The 18,215-nt window shown below is 59.6% G+C and carries 14 protein-coding genes and 2 pseudogenes; 4 read left to right on the forward strand and 12 right to left on the reverse strand.

Translation table 11 applies throughout. The annotated features are described in order from the left end of the window. Window positions 1–304: 304 nt before the first annotated feature. On the forward strand, window positions 305–1,543 hold the full coding sequence (locus tag V474_RS21465) for an acyl-CoA dehydrogenase family protein (protein WP_007682027.1): 1,239 nt from the start codon (window positions 305–307) through the stop codon (window positions 1,541–1,543). A 134-nt stretch (window positions 1,544–1,677) separates the two neighbouring features. Here the strand turns inward: V474_RS21465 and gorA are convergent, their stop codons facing one another. From gorA to V474_RS21485, 4 genes are all read right to left on the reverse strand, one after another. Continuing rightward, window positions 1,678–3,024 (reverse strand): glutathione-disulfide reductase, encoded by a 1,347-nt coding sequence (gene gorA, locus V474_RS21470; protein ID WP_007682024.1) that lies wholly within the window; start codon window positions 3,022–3,024, stop codon window positions 1,678–1,680. A gap of 38 nt (window positions 3,025–3,062) precedes the next feature. Continuing rightward, window positions 3,063–4,055, reverse strand: a complete 993-nt coding sequence (locus V474_RS21475; protein WP_007682023.1) for a molybdopterin-binding protein — start codon at window positions 4,053–4,055, stop codon at window positions 3,063–3,065. Next, window positions 4,052–4,993, reverse strand: a complete 942-nt coding sequence (locus V474_RS21480) for an XdhC family protein (protein WP_007682022.1) — start codon at window positions 4,991–4,993, stop codon at window positions 4,052–4,054. Before V474_RS21480 ends, V474_RS21475 begins: the two co-directional genes overlap by 4 nt. Window positions 4,994–5,163: 170 nt before the next feature. Next, window positions 5,164–7,698 (reverse strand): TonB-dependent receptor, encoded by a 2,535-nt coding sequence (locus V474_RS21485; RefSeq protein WP_059153309.1) that lies wholly within the window; start codon window positions 7,696–7,698, stop codon window positions 5,164–5,166. A gap of 18 nt (window positions 7,699–7,716) precedes the next feature. On the opposite strand from V474_RS21485, the gene V474_RS27025 reads away from it, so the two are divergent. Beyond that, window positions 7,717–8,100: a hypothetical protein gene (locus tag V474_RS27025; RefSeq protein WP_456237695.1), complete on the forward strand. Its 384-nt coding sequence runs from the start codon at window positions 7,717–7,719 to the stop codon at window positions 8,098–8,100. On the opposite strand, the gene V474_RS21495 is transcribed toward V474_RS27025, so the two are convergent. The 3 genes from V474_RS21495 to V474_RS21505 are packed head-to-tail and all read right to left on the reverse strand — an operon-like array spanning window position 8,048 to window position 11,623. Continuing rightward, window positions 8,048–9,079, reverse strand: a complete 1,032-nt coding sequence (locus tag V474_RS21495) for an alpha-ketoacid dehydrogenase subunit beta (RefSeq protein WP_236614750.1) — start codon at window positions 9,077–9,079, stop codon at window positions 8,048–8,050. The genes V474_RS27025 and V474_RS21495 overlap by 53 nt on opposite strands. Further along, window positions 9,024–9,995 carry a thiamine pyrophosphate-dependent dehydrogenase E1 component subunit alpha gene (locus V474_RS21500; RefSeq protein WP_013040176.1) on the reverse strand — a complete coding sequence of 324 codons (972 nt, stop codon included), beginning with the start codon at window positions 9,993–9,995 and terminating at the stop codon, window positions 9,024–9,026. Before V474_RS21500 ends, V474_RS21495 begins: the two co-directional genes overlap by 56 nt. Further along, window positions 9,992–11,623 carry an AMP-binding protein gene (locus V474_RS21505; RefSeq protein ID WP_236711378.1) on the reverse strand — a complete coding sequence of 544 codons (1,632 nt, stop codon included), beginning with the start codon at window positions 11,621–11,623 and terminating at the stop codon, window positions 9,992–9,994. The genes V474_RS21500 and V474_RS21505 overlap by 4 nt, the downstream gene beginning before the upstream one ends. A 351-nt stretch (window positions 11,624–11,974) precedes the next feature. Here V474_RS21505 and V474_RS21510 point away from each other — a divergent pair, with 351 nt between their 5' ends. Beyond that, entirely contained in the window at window positions 11,975–12,739 is a 765-nt protein-coding gene (locus V474_RS21510) for an IS6-like element IS6100 family transposase (RefSeq protein WP_001389365.1), read from the forward strand. A gap of 95 nt (window positions 12,740–12,834) precedes the next feature. Here V474_RS21510 and V474_RS25225 read toward each other — a convergent pair. The 4 genes and pseudogenes from V474_RS25225 to V474_RS21530 form a co-directional block, all read right to left on the reverse strand. Next, a pseudogene (locus V474_RS25225) lies at window positions 12,835–13,230 on the reverse strand (SDR family NAD(P)-dependent oxidoreductase); the annotation flags it as partial. Window positions 13,231–13,302: 72 nt separating this feature from the next. Next, window positions 13,303–14,217: an alpha/beta hydrolase gene (locus V474_RS21520; RefSeq protein ID WP_013040178.1), complete on the reverse strand. Its 915-nt coding sequence runs from the start codon at window positions 14,215–14,217 to the stop codon at window positions 13,303–13,305. A gap of 221 nt (window positions 14,218–14,438) precedes the next feature. Beyond that, window positions 14,439–15,197, reverse strand: a complete 759-nt coding sequence (locus V474_RS21525) for a TetR/AcrR family transcriptional regulator (protein WP_007686274.1) — start codon at window positions 15,195–15,197, stop codon at window positions 14,439–14,441. Between the two features lie 253 nt (window positions 15,198–15,450). Beyond that, entirely contained in the window at window positions 15,451–16,215 is a 765-nt protein-coding gene (locus V474_RS21530) for an IS6-like element IS6100 family transposase (RefSeq protein ID WP_001389365.1), read from the reverse strand. 52 nt (window positions 16,216–16,267) lie between these two features. Between V474_RS21530 and V474_RS21535 the strand changes: the two are divergent. Then, window positions 16,268–16,846: pseudogene (locus V474_RS21535) on the forward strand (Tn3 family transposase); the annotation flags it as partial. 289 nt (window positions 16,847–17,135) lie between these two features. On the opposite strand, the gene V474_RS21540 reads toward V474_RS21535, so the two are convergent. Beyond that, on the reverse strand, window positions 17,136–18,170 hold the full coding sequence (locus V474_RS21540; RefSeq protein WP_010338606.1) for an IS110 family RNA-guided transposase: 1,035 nt from the start codon (window positions 18,168–18,170) through the stop codon (window positions 17,136–17,138). Window positions 18,171–18,215: the final 45 nt, after the last annotated feature.

The following is an 18,215-nucleotide window of genomic DNA, read 5'->3' on the forward strand; positions in this document are numbered from 1 at the left end:
CAGTGGCCCCATGTGCCTGGCACCAGCCTGAAAGATCAGAGCATACTTACCACATGGTTACAAGCCTGCTTTGCGAGAGGACGAAATGCCCTCTTGTCCAGCCGGGGCGAAAGGCGCTGGTTCATACTCTATGTTCTACAATGGCTTCCTTTACAGCGTTCGCGGCCTGCAATCTCCGACTCGAAGTGAAAAAGCCTACGCAGATGGCGCATGCCCTCCTTTTATCGAATCGCTTGGATCATGCAGGGGTTAATGATAATTACCATGTGGTCATCATGCCCATGGGCCAGATAAGGACTGCAATATGAATTTCACGATGTCGCCCGCGGAAACCATGTGGCGTGATCGGGTCCGTAATTTCATGAACGATGTGGTTCGGCCCCATGATGAGACCTATGCCGCGCAGCAGGCTAGTGGAGAGCGGTGGAAGACTCTGCCGATAATCGAGGAATTGAAGGAGCGCGCGAAAGCGGACGGCATATGGAATCTTTTCATGCCGCCGCTGGCCGGCCACAATCCCGTCGACAGCAGCTTCGAGTTCGTCGCTCCGGGCCTTACCAATCTGGAATATGCCTCCTGCGCGGAAGAGATGGGCCGCATCGAATGGGCGTCCGAGGTGTTCAACTGCTCCGCGCCCGATACCGGCAACATGGAGGTCCTGCACCGCTATGGAACTCGCGAGCATAAGGAGCGCTGGCTCCGGCCGCTGATGGAGGGGAAGATTCGCTCGGTCTTTCTGATGACCGAGCCGCGAGTCGCATCCTCTGACGCCACCAATATCGAAACCTCCATCGTTTGTGACGGCGACCATTATGTGATCAACGGCCGCAAATGGTGGTCTTCGGGCATAGGCGATCCTCGATGCTCGGTCGGCATTCTCATGGGAAAGACCGATCCTGATGCCCCGCGCCATGCTCAGCAGAGCATGATCCTCCTGCCGCTCGACACGCCGGGGGTTAAGGTTCTGCGAATGCTTCCTGTGTTTGGCTATGACGATGCGCCTCATGGTCATGGCGAAGTCGAGCTGAAGGATGTTCGCGTTCCGGTCGAGAATATGCTGCTCGGCGAGGGGCGCGGCTTTGAAATTGCTCAGGGGCGATTGGGGCCAGGCCGAATCCATCACTGTATGCGCACGATTGGCTTGGCCGAGGAAATCTTGAAGAAAATGGTGGAGCGGCTCCTTTCGCGCACTGCCTTTGGGAAACGCCTAGCAGAGCATTCCATCTGGGAGCAGCGGATCGCCGAAGCACGGACGTCACTTGAAATGACCCGCCTCCTATGCCTCAAGGCCGCCGACGTGATGGACAAGCTTGGGGCCAAGGCAGCACAAGCGGAAATCGCGATGATCAAGGTGGCGGGGCCGCATATGGCGTTGAAGATCGCCGACGATGCGATCCAGGCGCATGGCGGCGCGGGCGTCGCCGACGACTTCGGCCTTGCGCGCGCCTATGCACATCTCCGCACAATGCGCCTGGTGGATGGGCCGGATGAGGTTCACAACCGCGCGATCGCTCGCCTCGAAATGCGCCGCTATCGTCAATAGTTGAATTGCCGACCCTGTTATTCGGTCGCAATGACCAGCTAACGGCCTGCCGGTCGCGTTCAGGCGAACGGCAGGCCAAGCGCATGACCGACGCAGCGCCCAGGCGCATACGTCGGTAGCTGGCAACCCAAGCCCTACCGCATCAGCACCAGTTCCTCGGCCATAGAGGGATGCAGTGCTACGGTATCGTCGAACTGGGCCTTGGTGAGCCTCGCCTTCACCGCGATCGCGGCGGCCTGCAGGATTTCAGGCGCGTCGGGGCCGATCATGTGGATGCCGACCACCACGTCGGTCTCAGGATGGACGACCAGCTTGTAGAGCGCGCGCTCGTGGCGGTCGGCGAGCACATTCTTCATCGCCCGGAAGTCGGAGGTGTAGACCTTGACCTCACCGAGCTTGTTGCGCGCCTCGGCCTCGGTCATGCCCACGCCCGCCATCGGCGGATGGCTGAATACGGCGGACGGGATGCAGCCATAATCGACCCGGCGGGGATTATTGCCGAACACAGTGTCGGCAAAGGCCTGGCCCTCGCGGATCGCGACCGGCGTCAGCTGCACCCGGTTGGTGACGTCGCCCACCGCATAGATGCTGGCGCAGCTCGAGCGGTTGTCGTCGTCCACCTTGATCGCGCCCTTGGCGTCGAGTGCGACGTCGGCCGTCTCCAGCCCGAGATTTTCGGTATGCGGGCGTCGGCCGGTGGCGAATAGCAGCATGTCGGCCGGGATCGGCTCATGGCCGGTCATGTGCACCAGCAGCGAGCCGTCCGGTTGCTTGTCGACCTTCTCGAAGGCGACGTGGAATTTGAACTCGATCCCCTTGGTCATCGAGATCTGGAGCAGCCGGTCGCGGATCTGCTCGTCATAGCCGCGCAGGATCACGTCGGTGCGGTTGACCAGCGTCACATGCGCACCAAACTGGTGGAAGATGCCGGCAAATTCATTGGCGATATAGCCCGCCCCTGCGATCACCACGCGCTTGGGGAAGGTATCGAGATGGAACACTTCATTCGAGGTGATGCCATGCTCGGCCCCCGGAAAATGGGGTACGATCGGCCAAGCGCCGGTTGCGATCAGGATTTTGCCGGCGGTGATCGTCTGGCCCGAGCCGAGCAGCACCTCATGCGGCCCGGCGACGGTCGCCCGCTCGCGGATGATCTCGACCTTATTGTTGCCGAGCGTCTCGGTGTAGAGACCTTCGAGCCGCGAGACCTCGGCGAGCACATTGTCGCGCAGCGCCGACCAGTCAAATTCGCAATCGGGCACCTTCCAGCCAAAGCGCCGTGCATCCTGCAGATCCTCGGCGAAATGCGAGCCATAGACGAGCAGCTTCTTGGGCACGCAGCCCCGGATCACGCAGGTGCCGCCCACCCGATGCTCCTCGGCGACCGCCACCCGCGCGCCATAGGCTGCCGAAACCCGCGCCGCGCGCACTCCGCCCGAGCCCGCCCCAATGACGAACAGATCATAGTCGTAGGTCAACATCCAATAATCCCAACCAAGTAAGTGTTGTTTTTCTACAGCTAGAGGGCGCGCGCATCGAGTCGTCCGCCTCCATCCCCGAGCAGACCGCCGACTCCCATGCCGGCGATCACATCGCTATCCACGCCGAACCCAGCGAAGAGCCGCTCCAATATCAGATCAACTCCATTACGCAGGGGGCTACGTGCACAACCCGGCAACCCAATGACAGCCCGCCTGCGCAACCAACCGAGGCACAGGAGATTGCCGGGATCGACCGGCATTCCCACCCGCTCCACGCGCCCGCCCGCTTGTCGAATGGCCGCGGGGACCACATCTTCGCGGTCGGCCGTCGCCGATGCCGCCATGATCAGCACAAGATCCGCCTCCGAAGAGTCCGCGAGCAAATTGGTTAGAGCCGCTTCATCATGATCGCAGATCCACACATGATTCAAATGTCCGCCAAGCCTCTCGACTCGCTGCCTTATAACGGTTTCGGTCTTGGCGAGAAGCTTGAGGCTTACGCTGCCTAGACTGGTTTGCACGAGATTGACCGAGAGGGGCCCGAATGCAGCTATACGGACCTTGCAACCATCCGCGACTTGCCCCGCTGAGACAAGTTCGGCTCGGGGCACCGCATAGGGAATTATCTTGACGGTGCCTACCACGTCGCCCGCGCGCACCGGCGTCATCGGCGCGACGGCGGCGAATGTGATCGCCTCCGTTGCCCGATTGAGCTTGCCTATGCCGTCGGGTGCATAAACGAGAAGGCCGTTCGTCTCGGCGATCAGATCAGCCCGCCCATGGACGGGAGGTTCGGCGCGGACATGATCTCCGGCCAGCCTCTGCGCAATCGCCATCGCGACATCATTTTCACCAATATCGTCCGTATCGAGCCGAGCAACGGTGAGCGCTTCCAATCCCGCATGCCGGACCGCCGCCAGATCATCGCAATCGAGCACGCGCCCTTTTGGCAAGCGGCGTCCCGGAATCGAGAGGCTATGGGCCAGGATCGCACCCTCGGCCTCTTCCAGCGATACCCGTCCAAACCTCACTTCGAGCTCCGCAAGACTGTCGTCATCTCGGCCAGGATGGAAACGGCGATCTCGGCTGGTCCCGCCGCACCGATTGGGAGCCCTGCCGGCCCATGGATGCGGGCGAGCTCCTTATCCGTGAAGCCGGCGGCGCCGAGCCGCTCGAGCCGGGCAGCATGTGTTTTTCGTGATCCCAATGCGCCGATATAGAAGGCCGGCGAGTTCAGAGCGCGCGCCAGCGCCGGATCATCAAGCTTTGGATCATGCGTCAAACTGACTACCGCGGAGCCGCCGTCCGGGCGCCAACGATCAAGCGCTTCGTCGGGCCAATTCTCGTCTACAGGTTGATCAAATCGGGCAGCCGCCGCGAACATGCCGCGCGGATCGATAACGGTTGTCTCATAGCCCGCAAGGCGCGCCATCGGGACGAGCAGCTGGGCGATATGAACCGCCCCCACGATCGCGAGACGACGGCGCGGAGGATAGAGATTGAAGAACCATTCCTTCAGAGGGGCCGCATTCTCGCGGGTCGCACCGCTTGTCAGATCCGTCGCCAGACCCAGCGGCAAACCCTGCGCCCGTGCATCAACGATACGCTCGATCAGCGCAGGCGGAAAATGTGCCCCATCGACGGTCTGTAACAGGATGGAGATTCGGCCGCCGCAAGCAAGTCCCACCTCCCAGGCCTGCGCGTCAGCCACGCCATAATCCAGGCGACGAAAGCCGCCCCCTGCCGCAATCAATTCGAGAGCCTGAACGATGACGTCGCCTTCGACACAACCGCCGCTGACGGAGCCTTCGAAAATTCCGTCGTCGCGGATCACCAGATGGGATCCCGCCCGCCGAGGCGCCGACCCCCAGGTCTCGATCACTGTGGCAAGCGCGACATGACGGCCCGCCGCAAGCCATAGCGCCGCGGCATCTATCACGACATCCAGGTCATCCGCTGCCTCAGCCATGATCCCATTCTGATCCAAAAAATGCTGAACTTAAAGGATTACGGCCGGAGCGTCCGAAAAATCGGATGCTCCGGCCGTATCCATTCAATGCACCACCGGCTTCATGCCGGCAGAGGAGGGGAGATCCCAGGCCAATCTCGACAGACCAACCCAAGATCCTCCGATCAGCTTTAGAAACGGAAGCTGGTCTTTACTCCGTAGGTGCGTGGCATGGCCGCATACCGAACCGCCGTATCGTACAGGAACGCTACGTTGTTCCAGTAATATTCGTTGGTCAGATTCTTCACCCAGAACTGGACCTGCCATGCATTGTCCGCATCCTGAAGTGCAATGCGAGCATCAACGGTGGTAAACGGCTTGATGTAGGTTACCGCCTTCGTCACCGCATCATGACCGATCGCAGCCTGCGTGCTGCTGTTATAGGTCAGGCTGGCACCCAAATTCACTGCCAGGCTGGCGCCAAGCGGAACGGTATAGTCGGCGTTTGCACTCGCATTCCATTTCGGAGCGAATGGCACCCGGTCGCCGGCAAAGTCAGTAAATACCCCGTCGGAATTCAGACCGGAGTATTTTTTGATCTTCGCGTCGACATAGGTCACCGCGCCACTGAGGTTGAGGCCATCGACCGGCCGCCATACGATGGCCAGCTCACCGCCCTTGACGGTGGACTTAGGCACGTTGTCGAGTGCGAACGCGATGCCGAAAGGCGGCTGATCGAAGAAGCCCATCAGCTGCTTGTTGCGGTAGTCATAGTAGAAGCCAGCACCGGTGAGCAGCACCGAGCGGTCGAACAGCTCCTGCTTGAAACCCGCTTCGTAGGCAATGACCGATTCCTGAACGACCGGACGATATTGACTGACAGTCGCCGCCGAAATCGTTGGGAAGCTGCCTGCCTTATAGCCCTTGGTCACGTTCGCGTAAAATAGCGAACCAGCCACCGGCTTGAAGTCGACGCCAACCTTCCAGGACAGATTATCCTCATTGAGGTTGGTATCGCCGAGGATGCTCTCAAAGGCATCCGGCCGTTGCCCATTCTCTACACCGATAAGTGGATTGCCGTTGGCATCCGTCAGCGGGTCGATCGCACTGGTGCAGTCACCCGGCTGCAGGGGGGTCGATGCTCCCAGGCCCACCAGGGATCTGGCGAACGTGTGGATAATGTCGAACAGCCTGCGCCGGGCGTCGTCGCCATGTATCGGGTCGAAATTATCATCAAAGGTGCAGCCGACGAAATGGCGCTTGCTGTTCGTATAGCGAAGGCCACCCTTCACCGTGATGGTGTCTGTCACATCGAAATCGACGTTTCCAAAGAACGCATAATTTTCGATCGTCTGCCGGCTGAAATCCGATCCTCTGGAAAATGGCACCGGCAGCAAAGTGCTCGTCCCGTCTATCTGAGAGAAATTCGAGACGATGCTATCTCCATTGGAAATCTTGCTTAGCTCATAGACTTTGCTGTGCTGATAATTAGCACCGACGGTGACCCGCATGCGCGATGCGGCGTCGTTCGACAGGCGCAATTCCTGGTTGAAGTCACGAATATATCCGTCGTTGGCGACATAATCATAGTCTTGCACCGCAGTGCCGTCATCCGCCGCCCGGCTATTACGCTTATAGTCCGAATAAGAAGTGATCGAGGTCAGGGTCAGATTATCGGTCACGTCATAGTCGGTACGCAGCGCGGCATTATACATTCTGTCGTCACGGAAAGGTTCAGCATCCGCGGACCAATCGGCGGCGCGCGCCTTGCGCGGCGCATATGGCGTCACCAATGTACCCGTTTCGAAATTATAAAGCTGAGGGCTCAAAAATTGCTCCTGCCCCGCCGTGGCAGGACGCAGGAAGATGTACTGCCCGATCTGCGGCTCGCTGCCGTCATGCCAACCACTCAGGCTGGCCATGAAACTGAGTCTATCGGTGGGCTTCCAGTCTAGAGTGATACGGCCAGCGAATTCCCGCCGCTTCCCGAACTCGTCACCTGGACGAGAGAAGTAATTTTTCTGCCACGATCCCGCATAAGTGCTGCGGCCAGCGAGCCGTATATTGAGCGTGTCGGTCACAGGTCCACTGATGAAAGCTTCGCCTTCAACCGTGCTAAATCGTCCATAGCCAAGGCTGAACCCGCTCGTCAGAGTGTCGGTCGGCTTGTTGGCGATGTAGTTGATCGCGCCGCCGGTGGAATTCTGGCCGAACAGAATGCCCTGCGGACCTTTCAGTACCTCAACACGCTCCATGTCCAAACCGACCCCGATGCCGGGCAGCGCGGAGAAGCTGAGAGGCGCCTGGTCGACATAAACGCTAACCGCAGGCGATGCCGCCAGAGCGGTATCGAAATAGCCGACGCCACGCAGCGTGAACACCGGGGTGCCGAATGCCGACCGCGCATAGGTCAGACCCGGGACGGCCTTGGTCAAATCCTGGACGCTGCTGATACCCTGCTTGACGAGCTGATCGCCACTGACCGCCGCAATCGTGAGGCCGACCTTGTTGATCGATTCAGCGCGCTTGCTGGCGGTGACGATGATCTCGCCGGCACCCAGACTTTCACTCTGCGGCGCTTCGGCGGCTGCGGATTGGGCAGCAGGCTGCTCCGCCGGAGCCTCGCTCTGGGCGAATGCGGGCGAACAGAAGCAAAGAAGCGCGACGCCCGATGCGTATAAGTTAATGCCGTGCCGTTTCGTTGTGCTTTCTGGTCTGACAATCATAACCATCCCTCCCTAGATATGACCGAAGTATCGTTTCGCGCTCTTAAACATTTTTTCTTCGGTCGCGTTGAAAAACTATCCGTGTCTCCTGCCCACTTCACTCCGGTGTCAGGACAATTATTTCGTTTCTATTCGGCAGACTGCCGCTCCAACAGCAGCATCATCACCTTCAGAAACCAATATTTCAATGAGAGTTCCATCGCACGGGGCTTCCACCTCGGACGTCACCTTTTCGGTTTCCACCTCATAAAGGATGTCACCGAGAGCAAAGTCTGCGCCCAGCTGTACGTGCCAGCGATCGTGCCTTCTTCCATGTTCATGCCAAACATCGGCAACTTAAGCGACATCTTCATGCAACGTCTCCATCGCGTACAGCCGCGCGGATCGCAGCCTCAACCATAGCCTCATCAGGGATCACCGCATTTTCGAGATGGGGCGCGAACGGGATCGCCACATCCTGCACGGTGACCCGGCGCACGGGACCACGCAACGAAGCAAAACCCTGTTCGGCGACGATAGCGGCAATTTCACTTGCGGCGCTGCATGTAGCACGCGCCTCATCGAGGATTACTAGGCGCCCGGTCTTGCGAACCGAGGCCAGGATCAGCTCCTTATCGAGCGGGAAGAGCGTCATCGGATCGACAACTTCGACCTCGATCCCCTCTTCGGACAATGTCGCCGCTGCGCGCATTGCATGACGCACCATCACACCGATCGCGACCACCGTGACATCGCGACCCTCGCGCTTCACCGATCCCTTGCCGAGCGGCACGACATGATCGCCATCGGGCACTTCTCCTTGCTCGCCGCCGCGGCGGGTGGGCAGCAGGAAGAGGACCGGATTATCCTCACGGATGCTGGCCTTCATCAAACCCTTGGCGTCGGCTGGCGTGCTGGGGATCACGACCTTGATGCCGCCAAGGTTCATAACGCCTGGATAGGGTGCATCGGAATGCTGGGCGCCAGATGAGCGGCCGGCACCTGTAGATGCCAGGTAAACGAGCGGCAGCTTGAGCTGGCCCGCCGTCATATAGCGAAGCTTGGCGGCCTGGTTCGCGATGGAGTCAAAGCCGGTATAAAGGAAGTTGCCATACATCATGTGGCAGATCGGGCGATAGCCGGCCGCTGCCATCCCAACCGCCATACCGGTCATGACAACCTCGGAGATTGGCGTGTTGATCACCCGCTTGCCCCCGAACTTGTCGAAGAGGCCGCGTGTATCGCCGAACAAGCCGATCCTGACATCCTCGCCATAGAGGATCACACGATCGTCGCGCTCCATTTCTTCATGAAGCGCTTCGTTGACAGCATGGATGAGGCGCCGCTTAGCCATTGGCGAACATATCCTCAAAAGCACGGGAGACAGGGGGAAGAGGATCATTCAAAGCATCGGTGATGGCGCTTTCGGTAACGCCCTCGACCCTGGCCCGGATAGCGGCCACGTCCTTTTCCAGATCCTCGGAGACGAGAAATTCTTCCAGCCGGCTAATCGGATCGCGCTGCTTCCAGCTCTCGACTTCTTCCTGGGTGCGATAAGGCGCTGCAAGGAAGCTTTCTTCGGATTCGACATGAGTCCGCCAGCGATAGGTACGAGCCTCGATGAGCGTGGCCCCTTCGCCTGAGCGCGCCCGCGCAACCGCCTCGCCAACGACCCGCCATACGGCGTGGACGTCATTGCCGTCGACCAGCGCGCCGGGCATGCCAAACGGTTCGGCGCGGCGCCAGATATCGCCAGCGTTCACCGTCTCATAAGGGGAGAATTGAGAAAATCCGTTATTCTCGCAGACCAGCAACAGTGGAAGCTTCCACAGGGCGGCGATGTTCAGCGCCTCGGAAATGACGCCCTGGCTGGACGCACCGTCACCGAAAAACACCACGGCAACCCGGCCCTCGCCGTCAAGCTGCGCGCCGAGTGCCGCACCGACCGCGAGCCCTACGCCACCGCCGACAATGCCGTTGGCGCCCAATATGCCCTTCGAGACGTCGGCAACATGCATCGAGCCGCCCTTGCCGTGGCAAATGCCGGTCTCTTTGCCCATGAGCTCCGCCGCCATAGCGCGCGGATCTCCGCCCTTCGCCAGGAAGTGACCGTGCCCGCGATGAGTGCTGGCAACCCAGTCGCTGTCGTCAAGATGTGCGCAGACGCCGGTGGCCACCGCTTCCTGGCCAATATAAAGATGCACATTGCCAGGAAGTTCGCCGGCTTTCCCGAGGTCACCAAGCCGCTCCTCCATCCTGCGGATAAGCAGCATGCGCTCAAAAAGCCGTAATGACCGTTGAAGGTCCGGACCATTCATAAGGACGCCTCCGTGGGCTGAGCCTGCGCAACCAGGCGATCACGCAGGATATTCTTCTGGACTTTGCCCGAAGCCGTGCGCGGAAACGCGTCGACCATCTCCACGCGCTCCGGCCATTTCTGTCGCGCTAGCCCTTGCTCCCCGAGGAAGCTGCCAATGTCGGCGACGGAAACGGGCGCATCCGCAATCACATAGGCGCAGACCCCTTCACCCAGCCTTCCATGCGGCATCGCCACCACTGCGACGTCGGTGATTGCAGGATAGCGATGCAGCGCATCTTCGATTTCCTGAGGGCTGATATTCTCGCCCCCGCGCACGATAACATCCTTTTTACGGCCGCTCACCGCCAGGAAATCGCCAAATTCGATCCGTCCGAGATCACCCGTGCGGAAGAAGCCGTCCTGATCGAACGCATCGTCCGTCAGCGCTTGATCGGTATAGCCCAGCATCACCTCCGGGCCGCGAACAAGGATCTCTCCTTCCGCCCCCTCGCCCAGCAACGCTCCCGTCGCTTCGTCGATGATCCGCACTTCATTGTTGACGATGCGCCCGTCCGTGGTCGCGCCAAGCTCAAGCTCTTCGACGCCCCGGACACCCAGCGTGACCGTTGGCGCCTCGCTGCTTCCGAAGGCGCGCGATATGGCGCACCCCGGGATCGCCTGCGCCGCCCGGCGCACAAGTTCCGGCGCAACCGGCGCCCCGCCGCAGATAAACAAACGCATCGTGGGGAGCAGAGCCCCGGCCGACACGACCGTATCCGTAAGTTCCCTGAGGAAGGGAGTTGCGCCAACGCTCATCGTTACGCCGTGCCGCTTGATCAGCTCGACCGCCTCAGAGGCGTCCCATCGCTCCATCAACACCGCGGCACAGCCGGTGACGAAACCCATTTCGAGCGCGTAAAGATAGCCGGTTATATGCGTAACCGGCGAGGGCATCAGCACCACATCGCTCGCACCAAGGCCCCAATAGTCCCGAGCGGCAAGGAGCTCGGCCATTAAGCTATTGTGGCTGTGCAGAACGCCCTTGGGATGGCTTGTCGTGCCCGATGTATAGAGCAGCAGCTTGACGGCATTGGGATCGGGATGGCCGCTTGCCACGTCAGGCGCGTTTGAAGCGAGAAGCTCCTCATAACCAAGACAGCCCTCCGCCTCACCCCGGACGGTAACGATGGTGGCAAGATCGGGAAGGCCCGCCTGAAGCGCGCGCGCCATATTGACATAATCGAAGCCACGGAAGCTCGTCGGCACGAACAGAATCTTAGCACGGCCGTCGCGCAGGATGTAGCCGACCTCCGCCTCGCGATAGATTGGGATGATGGGATTGCAGACAAAGCCGCCGATACAACAAGCCAGGTTGATTACCGCGGTTTCGAGCCAGTTGGGAAGCTGGAAGCTTACCACATCGCCCGGAACTAGGCCACGCGTGGCAAGTACCGCAGCAATCTTTCTTGCCTTGGTAACAAGATTACCCAGATAAAGCGAGCGATCGCCCTCAATAAATGCGAGCATGTCAGGCTTTTCGATCACCAGACGCGCAGCGATATCGGCGATCGACTCATTCCGCCATGCGCCTGAAGCTGTGTAGTTGTCGATCATCGCGTCGTTCAGACGGGTGATCCAACCGCTCACGTCCTTTCGCACGTCTATCCCCTCACTCGCGAAACACACCGACCACGAGCTTTCCCGATTCGTCTTCCGTACATGGGAAACTAGCCTGCCAACCCGCTCACGCAGGCCCCTGGCAGCATCCGATCCATCCGTTCAGCATTTCCGGCCGGATGGCCCCAACTTGCACGGCGCTTATCGTCTCTGCGTCTGTTTGAAACTTTAGGTCACCGTTTGGTCATTTGTCAATAGCCCTATGCGCCACAAACATCGCCAAAAAGAAGCTACGTAACGACCAATTCCCAACTCCTGCCGGCTCTGTTGCAAAAATCGTGAAGCTTGAGCATGCTTGGCGGAGATTGGACGGACGGAACGATGACGGATTTCAAGTGGCGCCATTTCCAGGGTGATGTGATCCTGTGGGCGGTGCGCTGGTATTGTCGCTATCCGATCAGCTATCGCGACCTTGAGGAAATGCTGGCGGAACGCGGCATTTCGGTCGACCATACGACGATCTATCGCTGGGTCCAGTGCTACGCCCCGGAGATGGAGAAGCGGCTGCGCTGGTTCTGGCGGCGTGGCTTTGATCCGAGCTGGCGCCTGGATGAAACCTACGTCAAGGTGCGGGGCAAGTGGACCTACCTGTACCGGGCAGTCGACAAGCGGGGCGACACGATCGATTTCTACCTGTCGCCGACCCGCAGCGCCAAGGCAGCGAAGCGGTTCCTGGGCAAGGCCCTGCGAGGCCTGAAGCACTGGGAAAAGCCTGCCACGCTCAATACCGACAAAGCGCCGAGCTATGGTGCAGCGATCACCGAATTGAAGCGCGAAGGAAAGCTGGACCGGGAGACGGCCCACCGGCAGGTGAAGTATCTCAATAACGTGATCGAGGCCGATCACGGAAAGCTCAAGATACTGATCAAGCCGGTGCGCGGTTTCAAATCGATCCCCACGGCCTATGCCACGATCAAGGGATTCGAAGTCATGCGAGCCCTGCGCAAAGGACAGGCTCGCCCCTGGTGCCTGCAGCCCGGCATCAGGGGCGAGGTGCGCCTTGTGGAGAGAGCTTTTGGCATTGGGCCCTCGGCGCTGACGGAGGCCATGGGCATGCTCAACCACCATTTCGCAGCAGCCGCCTGATCGGCGCAGAGCGACAGCCTACCTCTGACTGCCGCCAATCTTTGCAACAGAGCCATTGAGCTTATGTTGATAATGCTGCCTCGCCCAAGAGGGGCCATGCGGCGGGCAACGGCCTGGCCGACGCGCCAGACGCCGGTCAGGTTGGTATCGAGAACCTGTGCCCAATCTTGTTCCGTCATATCGAGAAAAGGCGCGGTCGCCGCGACGCCGGCATTGTTGACAAGGATCTGGATCGGGCCGAGCTCGTCCTCGATCCGTGCGACGGCCGCATCAACGCTGGCCCGATCGGTAACATCGAGCGCTACGGCAAGTGCTTTGCCGCCTTGGTCGGTAATCGCCTTTGCCGTGTCCGCGACCCGGTCGATGCTGCGCGCCGCGAGGGCGACATGTGCGCCGTTCGCCGCGAGCAGCAGTCCGAAATGGCGCCCAAGACCGCTCGATGCGCCGGTCACCAATGCGATACGGTCCTGGAGAGGATATACTTCGGACATGATCACCGGTCCTGTTTTCCGCAGAGGATATCTCTTTGGCTACCCCGCAGGCGGCCGTGAAAAGCGTTCGCCTTAGCGGAGCGTCTCGTTGAGCCACCTCAGTCCCGCCTCGGCGGCCATCATGCCTCTCGCCTTGTCGGAATAGAGCGTTATGTGGGTCGTGTGCGGCAACACCACAAGTTCCTTGCGGGGGCAAGGAATGGCATTGAACGTATCGATTTCAAGATCCCATAGGGTAATATCGTCCCCTTCGGCAACCACCATCATGACAGGTGTGTTGATGACGCGACCAACAAAGCTGTTCACATTGTAATTTAGGAGCAATTCGACCGATTCGACAGTGCTCTTGTTCTGATAGAGCGGCGCGTCATTTTTCTTGATCTCGTTAAAGACAATTTCCGCTTCCGGCACCGGCCAGCAAGGAATGTCATTGACGTAATCAATGGTGGCGTGCGGCAAATAGAGTTGCTCACCGGGCTTTTCATAACGTAGCGCGCGATCATCGGCGATCAGCTTCAGAAGTTGGCGCCAGCCGTTTACGCCATGGATACGACGCATATTCTCATATCCGTCGATAACGGGAACATGGCTGATGACCGTTTTCACCCGCTCGTCGATCGCTGCAAGGATGATGACATGGCCGCCGGAATAGGAAATGCCCCAGGCCCCGATCTTGTCGGGGTCGACCGCAGGGTGGCGCTCGAGGAAGCTGATGGCGTTCTGATAATCCCGGATCTGCGCCCAGGGATCCAGATGCTGGCGATTGTCGCCGCCACTGACCCCGAGGTTGCGATAGTCGATGATGAGCGCGTTAAAGCCATTTTCAGCGAACTTCTGCGCATAGGTCGGCATCGTGACCTCACGCACATAGCACCAGCCGCCAGCGAGCACGACAGTGGGCCGACGCCCGCCTTCGTCGGGTGTGTAGAGCCAACCCCGAACAGTATCACCTTCGGACTGGAACTCTACGTCGAGCCTCTGCACCATTACCCTTGCCCTCCCTCGCTTAATTAGAGCCGCGGCCGGACGGTCGCGCCGTGGCGCCCATCCTCATCGCTATCATTGCCCTAACTAAGTGACCAACTGGTAACGTGTCAAGATAGCTTCTCTGCGCCTCCAGAGCTTGGCACCCGATATGCATGGGCCTCGGCCCAATGGGGCCGAGGCCGTGCCGTTAACTTATTTGAAAGCAGGAAGTTTTGCCGGGTTCAGCCTATCGACGCTACATCAAGGGGAGAAGGCCTTTTTTTGGTGGCCCTGGCCAGTCGTGGCTTGCGGACGCGGCGCTGGGGAGGAGCCACCAGCCCGGGATAAATGTTGACGACCCCATCCAGAAACAGAATAATTTCCATCTCTACCCAGGCATCGACGTTTTCAGGCGTGTCGACCCCATATATGAATTTCCGGACGCCGAGATAAAAGATGCGCGAATTGACGCCAAGCACGAGTTCGGATTCGTTCTGTGTGAGAGGCATCTCTTCAATCGTAGGCAGGCCAAGATCGTGACGAAATTCGGCGCAAACCGGCCTGACGAGATGTTCTTGCATGAAAGAATACCAGCGACCGTTTATGTCGGATCCCTTAAGACCTGCGAACATGAATAGGCGGACCCAGTCATAATTAAGCACTGTCTGGGCGAGCGCCTGGTATACATTTACCAGCCGCTCTCGCAACGGAACATTGCGGTTGCTGATTACAATTTCCCAGTATGGATTCCACCGGCCGATGAATACTTCCTGATACACGCGTTCAATCAGTGCGTTCTTGCTGGCAAAATAGCGAAATAACAAAGGGTGCGTGATGTTCAGCCGCTTCGCTAGCTCGCGTGTGTCACCACCAAACCCTACTTCCGCGAAGAATTGCACGGCGCCTTCCACGATAAGCCGCTCGCGTTCGGCGCGCGGCAACCGCGGAGTGTCGGTCTGCGTTTTCTTACGCGGGGTCGTCACCTCATTCCCTTCTTTCATAACCAAGCGCCTTGGCGCCGATGCCAATGGTCGTGAATGCTAAAAAATGACCGGCTGGTCAAGTGCATAGGCGGATGCTTCGCTCCAGCTGACGGCGGTGCGCGCTGAATACGCGCCGCCGCTGGAAGAGGTCCTTACTCTGTGAGTTGTTGCATGTGCGCTTGCAGCATTGTGGCCGGCGGGCAGGAGTTGGGAATTGGGCTCTGTTGCAAAGATTGGCGGCAGTCAGAGGTAGGCTGTCGCTCTGCGCCGATCAGGCGGCTGCTGCGAAATGGTGGTTGAGCATGCCCATGGCCTCCGTCAGCGCCGAGGGCCCAATGCCAAAAGCTCTCTCCACAAGGCGCACCTCGCCCCTGATGCCGGGCTGCAGGCACCAGGGGCGAGCCTGTCCTTTGCGCAGGGCTCGCATGACTTCGAATCCCTTGATCGTGGCATAGGCCGTGGGGATCGATTTGAAACCGCGCACCGGCTTGATCAGTATCTTGAGCTTTCCGTGATCGGCCTCGATCACGTTATTGAGATACTTCACCTGCCGGTGGGCCGTCTCCCGGTCCAGCTTTCCTTCGCGCTTCAATTCGGTGATCGCTGCACCATAGCTCGGCGCTTTGTCGGTATTGAGCGTGGCAGGCTTTTCCCAGTGCTTCAGGCCTCGCAGGGCCTTGCCCAGGAACCGCTTCGCTGCCTTGGCGCTGCGGGTCGGCGACAGGTAGAAATCGATCGTGTCGCCCCGCTTGTCGACTGCCCGGTACAGGTAGGTCCACTTGCCCCGCACCTTGACGTAGGTTTCATCCAGGCGCCAGCTCGGATCAAAGCCACGCCGCCAGAACCAGCGCAGCCGCTTCTCCATCTCCGGGGCGTAGCACTGGACCCAGCGATAGATCGTCGTATGGTCGACCGAAATGCCGCGTTCCGCCAGCATTTCCTCAAGGTCGCGATAGCTGATCGGATAGCGACAATACCAGCGCACCGCCCACAGGATCACATCACCCTGGAAATGGCGCCACTTGAAATCCGTCATCGTTCCGTCCGTCCAATCTCCGCCAAGCATGCTCAAGCTTCACGATTTTTGCAACAGAGCCGGAAAGCGCATCCGGTCCGACATCATCGCTGAGCAATGGGACGACGTGCTGCGCCTCGTAGGGTCGATCAAGGCCGGACACGTGGCGCCGTCGGTCATGCTGCGAAAGCTCGCCGCCTATGAGCGGCAGAACCAGCTCGACGTCGCGCTACAGGAAATCGGCAAAATCGAGCGGACGCTGTTCATGCTGGATTGGCTGGAAAATCCCGATCTACGCCGGCGATGCCATGCCGGCCTCAACAACAGCGAGCAGCGCCATGCCCTGACGCAGGCGATCTACACATTCCGCCAGGGTCGGATCATCGACCGCAGTCATGAGGCACAGAAATATCGCGCATCCGGCCTCAACCTGGTCATCGCCGCGATCGTCTATTGGAACACGATCTACATGGATGCCGCTGCCCAACATCTCCGGTCAACATCGGTCGCGGTGCCTGATGATCTGCTTGCCCATACCTCCCCTGTTGGCTGGGAGCATATTGCTTTCTCCGGCGATTTCCTCTGGGATAGAGCCGCTGCTTCCAATGGCCGCAAGGCCCTCAATCTGCCGCCGGATAGCCGCGTCGCCTAAGCGTTCCCTGACTGTTCGTCCTTAGCGTTGCGTGTGGATGGCTCCCGCGTTGCGGTGCGATTTTCTGACGTTCTGACATGCCATATCGAGTGCAGTCGCGTGTCCGGCCTTTATGTGCAGCCTTTATACGGCTGCTGGCCTTGAAGGATTCCGCCAGCCCTGGCCTCCTCATCGTTTACGCGGACTCGAAGTCCTGTACGCTAAGCAGGTTTGCCGAAGCTCGGTGGATCGAATGGCTTGCCTTCAGTCGGTCTTCACACCTCAACCTTGTTTTGCCATCGCCTGCCAATCAGGCTGCGATCGCCAATTCCTTTCTTTCATACTCGACGCCGCGCGTCATCACCACCCATGCAATACGCGCCATCTTGTTGGCCAGAGCAACGGCCACGACCTTGGGCGGACGGCGATCAAGCAAGGCTTTGGCCCATTCAAAGCCTTTGACGCTGCCCGCCCGGACATGCCGCAGCACTGAAGTCGCACCGACGACCAGCAATTGTCGCAGGTAGCGATTGCCGCCCTTGGTAATCTTGCCCAGGCGGGTCTTGCCACCTGACGAGTTTTGCCGGGGCACGAGTCCAAGCCAGGCGGCGAAATGGCGGGCCGACCTGAAGCTCTGCGCGTTGGTCACCATCGACGCGAGCGCCGAGGCGGTGATCACACCAACGCCGGGGATGGTTTCAAGGATGTTGCTGACGTCGTTGCGATAATGCCAGCGGGTCAACTGCTTATCGATCCCGGTGAGCTTGTCCTGCAGTTCTTGAATGTGGCGCGCTAAGACGCCGAGTGTCTCGCGCGCCAGTTCCGGAAGATCGAGTTCGTCCCCTTTCGCAAGCCGATCGACCATGCGCACCACCTGCGCCACGCCGGTACCCGTCACAAGACCGAATTCGGCCAGATGGCTGCGCACGGCATTGAACATCATCGTCCGCTGCTTGATCAGCAGTGCCCGCGTTTTGTGCAGCACGCCGCCAGCCTGCTGGTCAACTGACTTGATTTCGACGAACCGCATTGTCGGCCGCGTCACCGCCTCGCAAATCGCTTCGGCATCGGCGGCATCGTTCTTCTGCCGCTTGACGTAAGGTTTCACGTAGATCGGCGGGATGAGTTTTACGTCGTGGCCCAGGTTCTGGAGCTGCCGACCCCAGTGATGCGCCGTTCCGCAGGCTTCGATCCCGATCAGAACCGGAGGCAATGCCGCGAAAAACTTCAACATCTGTCCGCGCTTCAATTGCCGGGTCACAACCACCTGACCCGCAGCGTCTACACCATGGACCTGGAACACCGACTTCGCGATATCCAGCCCAATCGTGACAATCTCACTCATCGTCCGTCTCCTCGCTCTTCAGCCGAGGCAGTCTGCCTCAGCCGG

The sequence above is a fragment of the Novosphingobium barchaimii LL02 genome (genome assembly GCF_001046635.1).
GTDB lineage: Bacteria > Pseudomonadota > Alphaproteobacteria > Sphingomonadales > Sphingomonadaceae > Novosphingobium > Novosphingobium barchaimii.

Excerpts from the sequence above, each read along its gene's own strand:
- V474_RS21465 (WP_007682027.1), top strand. The coding sequence starts at position 305 with ATGAATTTCACGATGTCGCCCGCGGAAACCATGTGGCGTGATCGGGTC.
- gorA (WP_007682024.1), bottom strand. The coding sequence starts at position 3,024 with ATGTTGACCTACGACTATGATCTGTTCGTCATTGGGGCGGGCTCGGGC.
- V474_RS21480 (WP_007682022.1), bottom strand. The coding sequence starts at position 4,993 with ATGGCTGAGGCAGCGGATGACCTGGATGTCGTGATAGATGCCGCGGCG.
- V474_RS21485 (WP_059153309.1), bottom strand. The coding sequence starts at position 7,698 with ATGATTGTCAGACCAGAAAGCACAACGAAACGGCACGGCATTAACTTA.
- V474_RS27025 (WP_456237695.1), top strand. The coding sequence starts at position 7,717 with ATGACCGAAGTATCGTTTCGCGCTCTTAAACATTTTTTCTTCGGTCGC.
- V474_RS21495 (WP_236614750.1), bottom strand. The coding sequence starts at position 9,079 with ATGATCCTCTTCCCCCTGTCTCCCGTGCTTTTGAGGATATGTTCGCCA.
- V474_RS21500 (WP_013040176.1), bottom strand. The coding sequence starts at position 9,995 with ATGAATGGTCCGGACCTTCAACGGTCATTACGGCTTTTTGAGCGCATG.
- V474_RS21510 (WP_001389365.1), top strand. The coding sequence starts at position 11,975 with ATGACGGATTTCAAGTGGCGCCATTTCCAGGGTGATGTGATCCTGTGG.
- V474_RS21520 (WP_013040178.1), bottom strand. The coding sequence starts at position 14,217 with ATGGTGCAGAGGCTCGACGTAGAGTTCCAGTCCGAAGGTGATACTGTT.
- V474_RS21525 (WP_007686274.1), bottom strand. The coding sequence starts at position 15,197 with ATGAAAGAAGGGAATGAGGTGACGACCCCGCGTAAGAAAACGCAGACC.
- V474_RS21530 (WP_001389365.1), bottom strand. The coding sequence starts at position 16,215 with ATGACGGATTTCAAGTGGCGCCATTTCCAGGGTGATGTGATCCTGTGG.
- V474_RS21540 (WP_010338606.1), bottom strand. The coding sequence starts at position 18,170 with ATGAGTGAGATTGTCACGATTGGGCTGGATATCGCGAAGTCGGTGTTC.